This window comes from Neptuniibacter sp. UBA6509 (assembly GCA_002435145.1).
GTDB lineage: Bacteria > Pseudomonadota > Gammaproteobacteria > Pseudomonadales > Balneatricaceae > Neptuniibacter.
The window spans coordinates 1-13,297 of the sequence record DJLT01000049.1; the positions used below are offsets into that span (position 1 = coordinate 1).

Genomic DNA, 13,297 nt, shown 5'->3' on the forward strand with positions numbered 1-13,297 from the left:
GAGCCAGAGCCAGAGCCGGAACCAAAACCAGAACTTATGACTGCTGAGCCTATTAAGGTGGCGGAAAAAACTTCGTTACCAACGGGGCCGAAAGTGACCGATGGGGTTTTGAATAAATTAGTTAAACACCCAAGCTATCGTAATACACCGATCGCACCAAAATATCCTCGAAAGGCATTGCGTAAAAAACAAGAAGGTGAAGTTATTATCCGTGTTCTTGTGAGCGCGAGTGGCCGTAATCTTGAGCTAAAGATCCATAAAAGTAGTGGTATTAAAAGCTTGGATGATGCTGCATTAAAGGCGGTTAAAGGCTGGGAGATAGAGCCTGCTACGTTCGAGGGTAGAGGGGTATCGGCGTGGGTAGAAATTCCAGTTAACTTCAAGTTATCTAGGTAAATATTTATCAGCCGGAATATGTGGAGAGTCTATTCATAGAGCTTCCTTGTATCTTATTTTGAATGCTTTTTTTCTCATGAGAATAACTTCTGACGTTTAATTGATCTAATTTATTTAATAACACACTATAAAGCATTGCGGCGTCGTTGAAAGGCGCCTTAGAGGTTACCTATCTACTTACCTACGTCTACAGCTAGCTCTCTCGTTTCAATGCGTGCCTGTTTATTTTTCTTTTTAGTTTCAGCTACCTCAATAGCACAAAGTGTCGGGTTGCTATTAATGACGACACACTCAAGGCATTGAATGCACTCTTTCATATCAATGATTCCCTGTTTATTAATGGCATCAATCTCGCAGTTGTTCTTACAGTTCTGGCAAGGTGATCCGCACTCTGCACGACGAGTTAACCAATTAAAAATAGGAAACGCGCCTAATAACGCTAAACTGGCGCCAAGTGGGCAGAGGTAACGGCAGTAGAATTTGTGTATTTTTAAGGCGAGGATAAGGAGAACTGCAGCGTAAATTACATAGTGCCATTCTCGAATGAAATATAAGGTAATACTTGTTTTAAATGGCTCTAGTTCTGCCAAAGTTTCGCCCAATGTTAAAGAGAAAAAAGATCCACCCAGCAAGGCAAATAGTAATAGGTACTTTAATTTTTGTAATCGCTTATGCCATAAAGGCTGGACTTTCCATTTTTTTATTTTCAGCTTAGTGCTGACCATACCGATAAGTTCTTGAAGTGCTCCAAATGGGCATAGCCAGCCACAGAAAAGGCCACGGCCAAAGAAGATCAGGCTTATCAATACGAAACACCAGAGAATGCTGATAATCGGATCTAGCAGGAAAGGCTCTAATGAGGCGCGCTCCATTATGAGATGCTGAAGGGTGAGTATATTAACTATGCTAAGTTGGCCTTGGGCATAGTAGCCAATGAAAATTACTGTAAACAGTAGATAAACAACACGTATTTTATGGAAATTTTCAGGAATATTTATAGCATGTCGTTGGTTAAGAAATAGAATGGATAGCAACGCAAGGCCCATCAGCAGTAATGCAATTTCATTTTGCCTTTGCAGCCATAGCTGTTTCCAGAGCGCAATTTCTTTCTCTAGATGGCTGTTGTCCGCCGTAAAATATTCAGAAGGTAGCTGATGAATATCGATGAGCTTAGCGCTTCTTTCGGCAGTAAATGTGAGTTTCGTTCTGTCTAAGGGATTAAAGTTAGCCACTACAGGTATACGTAATAGTGTTGTTTCATCCCAGTTTGCATCATCGCGGGTGATGTTTATGCCATCGCTCAATGTGAATGCTTTACGGATGACTTCGGTGTTGCGTTGTTTAAGGCTTAGATAGGAGGAAAGGTCACTTTGTTTCAATTGGCCTTTACTCAGAATAAGGAGGTACTGGTCACTGTCGTTATTAAGGCGCGTCCACTCATTATAGGCTTCGAGCGATAAGATATTTTTAGCGACGAGAGGATGACTTAAATAGGCTATGTACAATTCTGCAAGTGGCGTATCGCTGTCCATAGAAACCGGTTGGCTGGGGTAGCCTAGTTTCTTATCCATTTTTGCAGTGTCTATCTGTTGCTGATAGATAGGCCAGTGCTTTACGAGGCGTTTTTCAACGAGTTCTGACAAGGTTAATCGTTCAAATTCTACAGCCTTAGGTATGTTTCGTTCTAAGGAGGCATACCCTGCGAGTTGCTTGGCCCGAGCAACGGCCCGCGCTGATTTTGTAATCGTTTTATTGATCGCATTGGTGGTGACTGTGGCACTTGTTATGCCATCTATATAAGTGCTTTTTCCACTACCCTGCAGCTCTTTTTGATTATCACCCCTAATATAAATATTGTTGGAAGCGTCAACATTCATAAGTTGCGCCATGTAACGTTCTAGCTTTTGAGGCCCGTCACCTTTTACGAAAATGGGTTCATAGTGATCAATAACAACGAAACCGGTATAACGTCCTTTTGGGCTAAGACCAATCATTATATTGATGGGTCTGCCGCCGTAACCTCTAACTGGAAAAATCTCACCTGTTTGAAAGGCATAACCCGCTAAATTACCCAGCTGATAAACGGGAATAATACTTAATCCTTTATCCTCTTGTTCCATATGACTGGCTTCTGGGAACAGAAGTTGTAGTTCTGGGCTCAGAGGCATCTCTACGGCAAAAGTTTTTTGATTAACCAAAAAGGTGAAACAGAAAAATATAACAAAGATAATTTGATATAAATTTGTTCGATTTAACTGCATCCCTTCACCTTTTTGTTTTTATTCTTCTACTTTAGAGAGTAAGCGAGGAGCTTACCTTTGAGCATGTGAGGAATCAGTAGCAAGTCTTTACTGCGGAAATAGATAATATCTGCGATACCCTGTTCTAGTTCTAGAAGGGTTACGACGTTACCATTTGATGATGCTTTTATGAGCTTACCTTGGTACCAATCAGTCAACAGAAATGTGTCCTTGTTGAACTTGGCAATACCATCGAGGTTACCTATAGGCTGGCCGGTGCCAAAATCGCTTATGGATTTGTCTTCAGGGGAGATCAACATAAGGCGGCCTGGAATGTCAGTTTTCCAGCCATCGGTTGGTTTACCCCAACTCCCCACAATAATATTGTTATTATCGATATAGAGACCATTAGGGTGATCGAGCTTGCTGTCCTTAAGCCAAACTTCCAGTTGCCCTTTGTATAATCTATAAATACTGTCAGTAGCAGTATCTGTAATGTAGACAACACCACTTTCACTGATTGCTATATCATTTAGAAAGTGATTACCTTCTAGCGGGAATCGTTTAATTATTTCTGCTGTTTCTATATCAATAACGACCAGTTCATTGATATCGGCTACAAATAGCTTCTTACCAAAAACAGCCATGCCTTTGGGTGCATTAAGCCCGTCAACCCATTTTAATTTTTCGATTTTTCCATCGTTGGCTATTAATGATATAAAGCCATTTCCATCTGCTGCGTCAGGTTCACCATTGATATTTGATACATAAATTGAACGCCGCATGATGTCGTATACAACAGATTCCGGTTCCTTTAATTCAGCTTTAGATTCCCACTGCTTTTTAATATTTAATGTTTCTGCGCTAGCAACTGAACTGATGGGTAAAACTGATGCTAATACTAGGCTCGCGATGATTCGTTTAAACATGACTTTAACTCCGAAATGAACAAATTAGTGCGAAATGGTTTGTGCCGCTTTAAGTGCTAGAGCCTCTGCTTCGATACAGAATGTATTCTTTTTCTTTTTGGTGGCTAAGCTGACTGAAAGCCCTTTAGATATACCGTCTTGGTATCTTTTAATATCACTCGTGAGGGCGTGGTTGTAAAGCTTCCATTGATCATCTGTCATTTGGCGAGCAATTTCTGTTGCTTGTACATTTTGGGTTCCTGCAACAATGAAGGAGTCATATAGGGCACGTTTAAGCTCGTTGGTCGAAAGCTTTATTTCATCAGCTAGACCATTGAGTGAGCACCAATTAAGAACGGTTTCGCTCTCTAACTGTGTTCCATGGCTTCTGATCATCTCTTCAAATATTGATTTTTGAAATGTGATAAGTAATGGGGCTTGTTCTTTTTTTAATTCGCCAGTGTCTACTGCAGCGGATACGGTAGGTATAGAAAGCGTAAGACTGCAGCAAAGGATAGAAAGTATTTTTTTCATGACGGAACCTATATATTGAAGGCGGCTCGTTAGAGCCGCTTATCACGATGGGTGTTATTTATAGCTCGCTGATAATAGCGTTCATCTTTTGCAGGTAGACGCTTTCAGGGATGATCCCATCTTCATAAAGAGCTTTAACTTTTCTCAGACGTGCTTCAACAGAATCGACCGACTCGGTAGGAGTCTTTGAAGCGGTGGCTGCTGTAGTAGCCGTAGCAGCTTCTAAACGCTTGAGACGTTCTTCAATGTCGGATGGTTGTTGAACTTGCTGCGCTTTTTGTGATTCCGAAAGGTATTTATTCTGTATGACCTCAGTTTGAGCTTGGGACTCTTGGTAGTCGTATTGTTGAGCCAAATTAATGCTTAACCAATCTGATCGGTTATTAACAGAGTTGGCTCCAGAGAATACTTTGAGCTGCCAATCATGATCTTGTTCTTTGGATGTATTGCCTGTTGAAAGTTTAAAGTTTGATAGTTCAACATTAGAAGCAAATCGGCTATTACTAACTCCCTGGCCAGAACGGACATATTTTTTGTGAAAATCAACGTGAATTTCACCAAAGAGCAAGTTTAAGTTTTCATTCTTAATGAACGCAGTGCCGCTGATGGATAAGCGCTTATCACCAAAATAAACGTTGCGGAAGTCAGAAACAGAAAAAGTAACAACCTCATTTTTTTTACTTTGTTCCAATGCTTTACTTATACCTTGAGCAAGTACATCTATCTCTTTGGCAGTAAAAACACGAATAACTTTCTTTTCTGAATCAAAAGATATTAGAGACGTTAAACTCTTCTTATCTTTTGATTCAATTTTGATATGGCTAAGAATTCTTGCCAATTTCTTACTTTCAATCTCATACGGATGGTTGTTTTGGTTATCCATAGCATCAGAGTTGATCGCTATATAATTGATACCATCTTTCCATACATTTTGAGACGAAGCTTCCACCATCGCCGTCGGTATAGATAGCGCGGGAATTAACAGAAGTCTTATTAATGTGGCACGATTCACGGCATTTTTCCTTTATTATCTTTTTTGTTTAATGGCATAACGCAAAAGATATGCCACCGTTTTGTTTTCATATCTTCCTTTAATAGAAGATAGGCTGTAGTGCCAGTAATTATCAGGGTTGCAGAGCATGCAGTTTGAGTTGAGTTTTAATAAGTTATGACGATTTATTTATAACTGTTGTGAAAAAGACACATCTGAAGCGCAGGCTGCAACACTTGTTGCTGCTTTGTCTCGTTGAGCTGTTTTAGTCGTGCCTGATGCGGCTTGGCTTCCTTAAGTATTGGCATCTCCCTCTATTTAGTTCTTGTTTTTTCTCGCATTAATCTAGGTGCTACTAAATTCGTTGCGCGATGTCGCTATTGTGTAGCATTGCTGCGACGCCTGTTGTAGACAGTTGTTCTTTTTTAACAAATTGTGAAAGTGAAATTCTACCCTTCTTGTATCTCTTGAGATTTATTTTCTGATTTTTAATTCTTTAAAATCAATAAGTTATTTTTTTATTTTTGTTTTCTGTATTTTTTGGCTCACCCTTTGCACTTTTAGATTTCAAGTAGTGTCGCACTCGTTTTTAAGTGTTGCGATTGAACAGTTAAAGAAATCTAAACGGTGGGATAAATCGTGGAACGTAGATCATTTTTAAAATCGTGTGCATGTGTAGGTGTAGCAGCAGTAGGTGCAACTGAAGGCCTATCGTCTAGAGCAGAAGCTGCAACAACTAAACCAGAAAGAATGCGTCCTGTGCCAGGTGATCAGCTTGTGGTCGAAGATGGGCATGGTAATGCACGTGCAATATCTGCATCTGAATTGAAACTTGAAGCTCAGCAAGTATTGGCATTTCCACAGGATCCAACATCCGGTGTGATCAGAAGTGGCTCTCGTTTTAATAAGGTGATGGTTATTCGCCTTGATCCAGCATTGATGGATGAAGAAACCAAAGCCAATTCAGCTGATGGTGTTGTTGCTTATTCAGCTATTTGTACGCACCAAGGCTGTGATGTGAACTCATTTATTGAAGATAAAAAAGAGTTTTTCTGCTTTTGCCATTATTCAAGATTTGACCCATACACTGCGGGCAAAGTTACTAACGGCCCCGCGACCAAAAAGCTCGGTATGTTGCCGATTGAAATCAAAGATGACCTGATTTTCGTGAAAGAGCCTTTCACGCGTAAGCCAGGTTACAAAAAATAAGTTTAAACAGAGTCTCTATTCCCCGGGGTGGGGTTTTCCTAAGAAGACAAATAAAATCAGGAGTGAGCTATATGTCATTAGCTAAACAGGTTGGGGCACTTGCCGTAGCTTTGGCTGTAACACCTGCTGCTTTCGCAGTAGGCGGTGCAACCGCTGCTAAGTCAAACCCATTGACAAACTACAGTCCAGTTACTGAGGCTAGACTGCAAAACCCAGAGCCAGAAAACTGGCTGCAATGGCGTGGTAACTATGAAGGTTGGACGTACAGTCCGCTGGAGCAGATCAATGCCGATAACGTTGATGATTTGGTACCAGTATGGTCCTACTCAACAGGTGAGCTTGAAGGTCATCAGGCGCCACCAATCGTAAATGACGGTGTGATGTTCATTTCTACGCCAAACAACCAGGTAATTGCATTGAATGCAGAGACTGGTGATGAACTATGGCGTTATAAGAAAGAGATTCCTGAAGAGCTATTCCAACTTCACCCGACTAACCGTGGTGTAGGTCTGTATGGTGATAAGGTTTACCTGGCTGCGACAGACGCTTGTCTGGTAGCACTGGATGCTAAAACGGGTGAAGAATCTTGGGTGACTTGTGTTGCTGATTGGCAAGACGGTTACTACATGACTCTGTCTCCACTGATCGCTAAAGGTCAGGTAATGGTAGGTGTTTCTGGTGGTGAGTACGGTATCCGTGGTCACGTTACAGCAGTAGACGCTGAAACAGGTAAGATCTCTTGGAAAACGCATACTATTCCAGCTCCAGGTGAGCCAGGTAGTGAAACCTGGAAAGGTGATGCTTGGAAAACCGGTGGTGCATCTGTATGGATCGCAGGTACCTATGATGCTGATATGGGTGTAGCTTTCTACGGTACGGGTAACGGTGGTCCATGGATGCCTGATACTCGTCCAGGTGACAACCTATATGCGAACTCTGTAATCGCACTTGATGTTGAGACTGGTAAGCTGAAAGGTTATCACCAGTATCACCATAATGATGCATGGGACTGGGATGAAGTTTCTCCGCCTGTAATCATCGATTACAAGCACAAAGGTAAAAACATCAAAGGTCTTGTTCACGCGGGTCGTAATGGTTACCTATGGACGCTTGAGCGTAACAAAGATGGTTCTATCGATTTCGTAGATGCAGAAAAATACGTGAAACAGAACGTATTTAAGAGCATTGATATGAAGACTGGTCGCCCAACTTACGATCCTGCACATACTCCAGGTACAGGCAAGAAAGTAACTTTCTGTCCTTCTCTTTGGGGTGGTAAAGATTGGCCGCCTGAAGCTTACAGCCCTAAAACGGGTCTGTTCTATATCCCTGCTCATGAGAACCTATGTTCTGAAATGGGTGGTGTGAAGATGGGACCACGTAAGTCTGGTGAGCTTTATATCGGTGTACCGATTGCAGATATCCTGACAAACATCCGTTTAGCTGATGGCGCTGAAGATCACATTGGTGAGATTCAGGCTTGGGACATCAAATCTGGTAAGAAAGTATGGCAGTTCAACATGAAAGAGATGAACTGGGGCCCACTTCTAGCTACAGGTGGTGACCTGTTGTTCTCTGGTGGTGGTAACGACCGTATCTTCCGTGCACTTGATGCTCGTACAGGTAAGAAGCTATGGCAGTTCCGTGCTAACTCAGGCATCACAGCTGTACCTTCTAGCTGGAGCGTAAATGGTACTCAGTTCATTGGTGTTCAGGCTGGTTGGGGTGTAGACGCTCAACGTATGCAGGGTGCTTTTGATGCTGTAATGGATCATACAACTACAGTTCCACAGGGCGGCATGCTTCATGTATTCGCTCTTAAGAAAAATGCACAGAAACTAATGGAAGCTGCGTCTAAGTAAGCAGTAATTTCATCCAGAGCCAGGTGAGCGGTTACACCCCCTTCATGCTTTCCTGGCTCTACTTTCTCCTATAAGAATAAAGAGAGCATGTCATGTTAGAAGCCCCTGTTTATAGTAATTTTATTAATGGCGAATTTATGGCGGAGCCTGCATCAACTATTGATGTATTTAACCCTGCCAATGGCAAGTTGCTATCACGTGTACCTGATGCAGATGCATCAGAGGTTAATAAAGCTGTAGCTGCAGCAAAAAATTCTCAGAAAGAGTGGGCTAAAAAGCCGGCTAATGAAAGAGCAGGATACCTCCGCGTAATTGCGAATAAAATTCGTGAAAATGCAGATCGTCTAGCGACAATTATTACCCAAGAGCAAGGTAAAGTGCTGAGCCTTGCCCGAGTAGAAGTTGACTTCACTGCTGACTATATGGACTACATGGCCGAGTGGGCACGCCGTATAGAAGGCGAAGTTATTACGAGTGATCGTCAAGATGAAAATATATTTCTTTTTCACAAGCCTGTAGGTGTTGTTGCAGGTATTTTACCGTGGAACTTTCCGTTTTTTCTTATCGCTCGAAAGATGGCGCCAGCTCTAGTAACGGGTAATACCATTGTAATTAAACCAAGTGAAGAAACGCCTAATAACTGTTTTGAATTTGCTAAATTAGTTGCTGAAACAGACCTGCCAGCGGGTGTCTTTAACGTTGTCTGTGGTTCGGGTGCAGGTGTAGGTAGTGCATTAACTAATCATACTGATGTTGATCTTATTAGCTTTACCGGTAGTGTTGAAACCGGTTCCCGTATTATGGCTGCTGCGGCACCCAATATCACAAAATTAAATCTAGAGTTAGGTGGTAAGGCTCCTGCTATTGTGATGGCTAGTGCAGATATTGATTTAGCTGTAAATGCGATTAAAGGATCTCGAGTAATTAACTCTGGGCAGGTTTGTAACTGTGCTGAGCGAGTTTATGTTCACGCTGATGTTGCTGATGAGTTTGTTAGCAAGATCACAGCAGCGATGGCTGAGACTACTTACGGTGATCCGATCGAAAATCCAGATGTTGATATGGGACCACTGGTCAACAAAATTGGATTAGATAAAGTTGCAGCGATGGTTGAAACTGCAAAAGAGCAGGGCGCTACTGTAACGACAGGGGGCGCTATTGCTGATCAGGATACCGGTTTCCATTACCAGCCAACAGTTTTATCTAACTGTACTGCTGATATGGAAATTATGAATAAAGAGATCTTTGGTGCTGTTCTGCCTATACAGGTCGTTAAAGACCTTGATGAAGCAATTGCGCATGCAAATGCATCGGAATACGGTTTGACGTCATCCATCTTTACGCGTGATCTTAATGAGACGATGAAGGCGATCCGTGAACTCGATTATGGTGAAACCTATGTCAACAGAGAACACTTTGAAGCAATGCAAGGCTTCCATGCGGGTGTTCGTAAGTCTGGTATAGGTGGTGCTGATGGTAAGCATGGCCTATATGAATATACGCATACACACGTTGCTTATATCCAAAGTTAAATAGAACGTAATGACTTTGAAATTATAGAGCTTTAAGAGTATACCAGAAGCTGATATTCAGTTGCTTACCAGATTTCTCGGTTTGCTCTTAAACTCTTTATGTATATTTGTTTTTAGTTAGATTGTTTCACACGTCACTAATGCCAAATTGATAGGCATCACAACTTGTATTTAGGAATATTCCCTTTTTAAGGTTTGAGGGCGAAAATGGAAAAACTAAAACGGAAATTGTCACTCCTAAATATACCTGTTTATGAAGTCAATGATGATAGAGAGTTAATCAATATAATTGATTGTCATCTTGATTCTACAGGTGATTTTTTATACGAAAGAAATATAAGAATTTATTATGATTGCGATGATATGTCTAATGTTAACCATGATGATAATTTGAATTTCATGGTTTTTAATGCATTAATAGGCGTTTCTGAAAGTTCAATACTTTTTTTCAATAATGAGTTGTTGGAAAATATATCGAAGTTAGATAATGCTTTTTTTCCAGTGTTAACGGTGAAAGAAAAGAATGTAGTCGATTTTATTGAAGTCGCACTGCACCGTATCAGTAATGGTTCAATTTATAATAATGTAGAAATTATAACGCCTGAAGCTATACCTCATAATGCATTAGTCGTTTTTTTGAAAGAGTGATTTTAATATCATTAAAGTAATTGATTAAAGCGATGGCCTAACAGCTGTCGCTTTTTTGTTTGTGTCGCTAGTTATTGTTTATGTTTTGCAACAGATGACTCATTGTTTTCTTGTGTATTGTTCTGCTGAATGAGGGTTTTTAAATTTATTTAGCTGTTATTTATGGGTTTAAGTAGGGCTGCTTTTAAAAGTCTGTTTTTTAAATAGTTGGCACTGTATCTGCATTATATGTTTTGAGAATTTTAAATAAATTATTAATTTATTTATGGCTAAAATTTAAAAATAATTAAGGAAATGTCATATATGAACCCTTTAACAGCTACATCTTTAAGTATTGCGCTATTTGGTGCATTAGCAACTTGGATTGCATTAAGTCCATTATCAGGTTTAGTCCTAATCTGGGCCATCTTTATTGCTTGGGCCGCTTTTGCAGCACTGGGTGCTGATAATGCAGCGCTTAAAAGCACAATCGTTTGTGGCATTTTTGGTGTCGTAATTGGCTGGATTGGTGCATTTATTATCCTTAAATTTCCTCTTGGTGAGGTTTTGGGTGGCCCGCTATGGGCTGCGATCGTAGTAGCGATAACCGCCTTTTCTGTTGTCTTTGCTTCTAACCTATCTATCTTTGGTGCCGTTCCTGCTTCTGTTTTGGCTTATGCCGCGACCTTTGCCTACCTTTTACAGACAGAAGGCAGAATGTCTCTGGAGACGTTAATGTCTACATCTTTTGAAAACCCACTATTGATTATTTCACTGTCCGTTATTTTAGGCGGCGTATTTGGCAAGTTGTCTACAGTAGCAGCCGGTGCTGTTTCAGCTGAGGCCTAATCCAAACATTGTTTTATTAGTACAGCCCTGTGCTCTAGGTGTCGCCCCCTCTACGGCGGTACCGATACATCCGCTATTCACGGCGGTTCTTGCCCTAGACCTGTAAAGGTCTAGGGCTTTTTTTTATTAACTATGAATAGATACTGATTGAAAGAATTATAGGCATAAAAAAACCGAGTAGTTTGAGAACTACTCGGTTTGGTCTTTGTGCTTATCTATTATACAAGCGGGCGAGCTATAGTGAGGTCACGTAAGTAATCATAGAATGTCTCAGGGCAGTTTACGCCACCACCAACACCACTCATATTGATACCACCATAAGGCAGGCCGTAAGCGAATACGTTGTGTGCATTGATCCAGCTGTTACCAGCAACCATCTGTTCGGCAACTCGATTACAACGTTCGAGGTCTTCACTAAATACGCTGTTTGCCAGTCCGTATTCAAGGCTATTAACAAGCTCTAGCGCTTCTTCTTCGTCTTTGAATTTAACCAAAAACGCAGCCGGCCCAAAAATCTCTTCTTGGAAGCAGATGTTTTCTGGTGAGCCTGTTAGCAGGTAAGGCGCAACATAGTAACCGCCATCATGTCCTTCAACATCAACTTTACCGCCGTCTAGAACGGCAGTAGCGCCTTGCGTTAATCCCTTATCTAGATAGTCAAGTACAGTGTCTTGTTGAGCTTGGCTGACGACAGGGCCCATCTCGGTTTTTGGATCGATGCCAGGGCCAATAACAGTGCTTTTTAGTTTACTGGTAACCTTTTCAACAAATGCATCATAGAGGTTTTCTTGGATCAACCATCGTGTTGCCGTACAGCATACCTGTCCTGTATTTAGGGTAATTGCACCTGCTAGCTGTGTAACTGCATTGTCTAGATCAGCATCGTCAAATACAACCGCTGCGCCTTTTCCGCCTAGTTCTAACTTACATGGAATTGGGCGTTGGCCGCACATTGACGCTATTTGTTTACCTACACCTGAAGAGCCTGTGAACGAGATGCGACGAGTTTTTGGATGTTCAATCAGTGGTGTGCCAACCTTGCGTCCAGCGCCAACGACAACATTGATAACACCCGCTGGAATTCCAGCTTCTTCCGCTAGTTTGCAAACATATAAACTTGTCAGTGGTGTAAGTTCTGCTGGTTTAATAACAACTGTGTTACCCGCAGCTAAAGCAGGCATTACATTCCACATAAATAGGTCAAATGGGAAATTCCATGGGAAGATAAAACCACAAACACCGTAGGGCGCACGATGAATGCGAGCATCCATATCTTCTAAATCAAGAGACGCACCGTAATCTGCTTTAACAGCTAGATCTGCGTAGTAGCGTACACAATCAATACCAAAAGGGATGTCGAAACCATCGGCATTAACAAAAGCTTTACCTACATCTAAGGCTTCTAATTGGGCCAGTGTTTTAGCTTCGCTTTGAAGCTTGTCTGCTAGTTTATTAAGGTGCTCTGCACGCTCTTCTGGTGATAGCTTAGACCAGCTTCTGAATGCTTTATCAGCTGTTTCTACGGCTAAATTTACATCCTTCTCATCGCCTGATGATACTGTTGCAATTGTTTGACCAGATGACGGGTCGATAATATCAGTTGTATTGCCACACTCACTAGACAGCCATGTACCATTAATGAATAAAGGGATAGTCTGATTTAAAAAGTCTTTTGCCTGGGGTGTTAAAGAGTCGTTCATAGATTGCTCCACTGACTGCTGTTGTGTTTGTTATGAACAATATATTCAGCAGTTTATGTGCCAGTTTTAGCAGTTTTTCGAAATATAATTACTGTTTATCTTGTTGTTATTAAAGGCTTTATATGATTTTTTGTGGTGTGGATCATGAGCGCTAATTTTCATTCTAATTTGTACAGCGACAATCGTATATCTGTGTGCTAAAAAGCGACAGATGTGTCTTAGGCGGTTTTATAAGTATCTTTGGGGTGAGATAAAAAGGACCTATTTGATTGTGCGAACCAAATAGGCCAAAGCCACTGCTTTCGTGACAATAGAATTGAAGAAAAAATGATAGGAATTTTCTTCAATAGTAAAAAAGAGCATCAATACGGGTATTGATGCTCAAGTTCACCGGAGGTGATTTGATGAGGAAAATCTTTGTAAAGTAAATTCAGGGAGACTGAAGGGGG

Annotated in this window: 11 protein-coding genes; 6 read left to right on the forward strand and 5 right to left on the reverse strand. The window is 41.2% G+C overall.

What is annotated here, in order from left to right; genetic code table 11:
• Positions 1-396 (forward strand): energy transducer TonB (locus B4K11_RS06540; RefSeq protein WP_292959293.1); only part of this gene is annotated, 396 nt, incomplete at its 5' end.
• A 173-nt stretch (positions 397-569) separates the two neighbouring features.
• Here B4K11_RS06540 and B4K11_RS06545 read toward each other — a convergent pair.
• From B4K11_RS06545 to B4K11_RS06560, 4 genes are read right to left on the reverse strand one after another with little or no spacing between them, the layout of a single operon-like run.
• Positions 570-2,657 carry a 4Fe-4S binding protein gene (locus tag B4K11_RS06545; protein WP_292952270.1) on the reverse strand — a complete coding sequence of 696 codons (2,088 nt, stop codon included), beginning with the start codon at positions 2,655-2,657 and terminating at the stop codon, positions 570-572.
• Positions 2,658-2,683: 26 nt separating this feature from the next.
• Positions 2,684-3,565, reverse strand: a complete 882-nt coding sequence (locus tag B4K11_RS06550) for a hypothetical protein (RefSeq protein ID WP_292952273.1) — start codon at positions 3,563-3,565, stop codon at positions 2,684-2,686.
• Between the two features lie 24 nt (positions 3,566-3,589).
• Positions 3,590-4,078, reverse strand: a complete 489-nt coding sequence (locus B4K11_RS06555) for a hypothetical protein (protein WP_292952276.1) — start codon at positions 4,076-4,078, stop codon at positions 3,590-3,592.
• A 58-nt stretch (positions 4,079-4,136) separates the two neighbouring features.
• A complete protein-coding gene (locus B4K11_RS06560; protein WP_292952279.1) occupies positions 4,137-5,090 on the reverse strand; it encodes a hypothetical protein in 954 nt (317 codons plus the stop codon).
• Between the two features lie 618 nt (positions 5,091-5,708).
• Here B4K11_RS06560 and B4K11_RS06565 point away from each other — a divergent pair.
• The 5 genes from B4K11_RS06565 to B4K11_RS06585 all read left to right on the forward strand — a co-directional run bounded on the left by B4K11_RS06565 (position 5,709) and on the right by B4K11_RS06585 (position 11,148).
• Complete coding sequence (locus B4K11_RS06565) at positions 5,709-6,278, forward strand: ubiquinol-cytochrome c reductase iron-sulfur subunit (protein WP_292952282.1); 570 nt, start codon at positions 5,709-5,711, stop codon at positions 6,276-6,278.
• A gap of 71 nt (positions 6,279-6,349) precedes the next feature.
• Positions 6,350-8,140, forward strand: coding sequence for a PQQ-dependent dehydrogenase, methanol/ethanol family (locus B4K11_RS06570; RefSeq protein ID WP_292952285.1), 1,791 nt, complete (start codon positions 6,350-6,352; stop codon positions 8,138-8,140).
• 92 nt (positions 8,141-8,232) lie between these two features.
• Positions 8,233-9,672 (forward strand): aldehyde dehydrogenase, encoded by a 1,440-nt coding sequence (gene aldA / locus B4K11_RS06575; RefSeq protein ID WP_292952288.1) that lies wholly within the window; start codon positions 8,233-8,235, stop codon positions 9,670-9,672.
• Positions 9,673-9,879: 207 nt separating this feature from the next.
• Entirely contained in the window at positions 9,880-10,320 is a 441-nt protein-coding gene (locus B4K11_RS06580) for a hypothetical protein (RefSeq protein ID WP_292952291.1), read from the forward strand.
• 303 nt (positions 10,321-10,623) lie between these two features.
• A complete protein-coding gene (locus B4K11_RS06585) occupies positions 10,624-11,148 on the forward strand; it encodes a DUF1097 domain-containing protein (RefSeq protein ID WP_292952294.1) in 525 nt (174 codons plus the stop codon).
• A 218-nt stretch (positions 11,149-11,366) separates the two neighbouring features.
• Here B4K11_RS06585 and B4K11_RS06590 read toward each other — a convergent pair whose 3' ends face one another.
• A complete protein-coding gene (locus tag B4K11_RS06590) occupies positions 11,367-12,848 on the reverse strand; it encodes an aldehyde dehydrogenase family protein (RefSeq protein WP_292952297.1) in 1,482 nt (493 codons plus the stop codon).
• Between the last annotated feature and the right edge of the window lie 449 nt (positions 12,849-13,297).

What these genes read in the sequence shown, in the direction of transcription:
- B4K11_RS06545 (WP_292952270.1), bottom strand. Translation starts at nt 2,657, where the DNA reads ATGCAGTTAAATCGAACAAATTTATATCAAATTATCTTTGTTATATTT.
- B4K11_RS06550 (WP_292952273.1), bottom strand. Translation starts at nt 3,565, where the DNA reads ATGTTTAAACGAATCATCGCGAGCCTAGTATTAGCATCAGTTTTACCC.
- B4K11_RS06555 (WP_292952276.1), bottom strand. Translation starts at nt 4,078, where the DNA reads ATGAAAAAAATACTTTCTATCCTTTGCTGCAGTCTTACGCTTTCTATA.
- B4K11_RS06570 (WP_292952285.1), top strand. Translation starts at nt 6,350, where the DNA reads ATGTCATTAGCTAAACAGGTTGGGGCACTTGCCGTAGCTTTGGCTGTA.
- aldA (WP_292952288.1), top strand. Translation starts at nt 8,233, where the DNA reads ATGTTAGAAGCCCCTGTTTATAGTAATTTTATTAATGGCGAATTTATG.
- B4K11_RS06580 (WP_292952291.1), top strand. Translation starts at nt 9,880, where the DNA reads ATGGAAAAACTAAAACGGAAATTGTCACTCCTAAATATACCTGTTTAT.
- B4K11_RS06585 (WP_292952294.1), top strand. Translation starts at nt 10,624, where the DNA reads ATGAACCCTTTAACAGCTACATCTTTAAGTATTGCGCTATTTGGTGCA.
- B4K11_RS06590 (WP_292952297.1), bottom strand. Translation starts at nt 12,848, where the DNA reads ATGAACGACTCTTTAACACCCCAGGCAAAAGACTTTTTAAATCAGACT.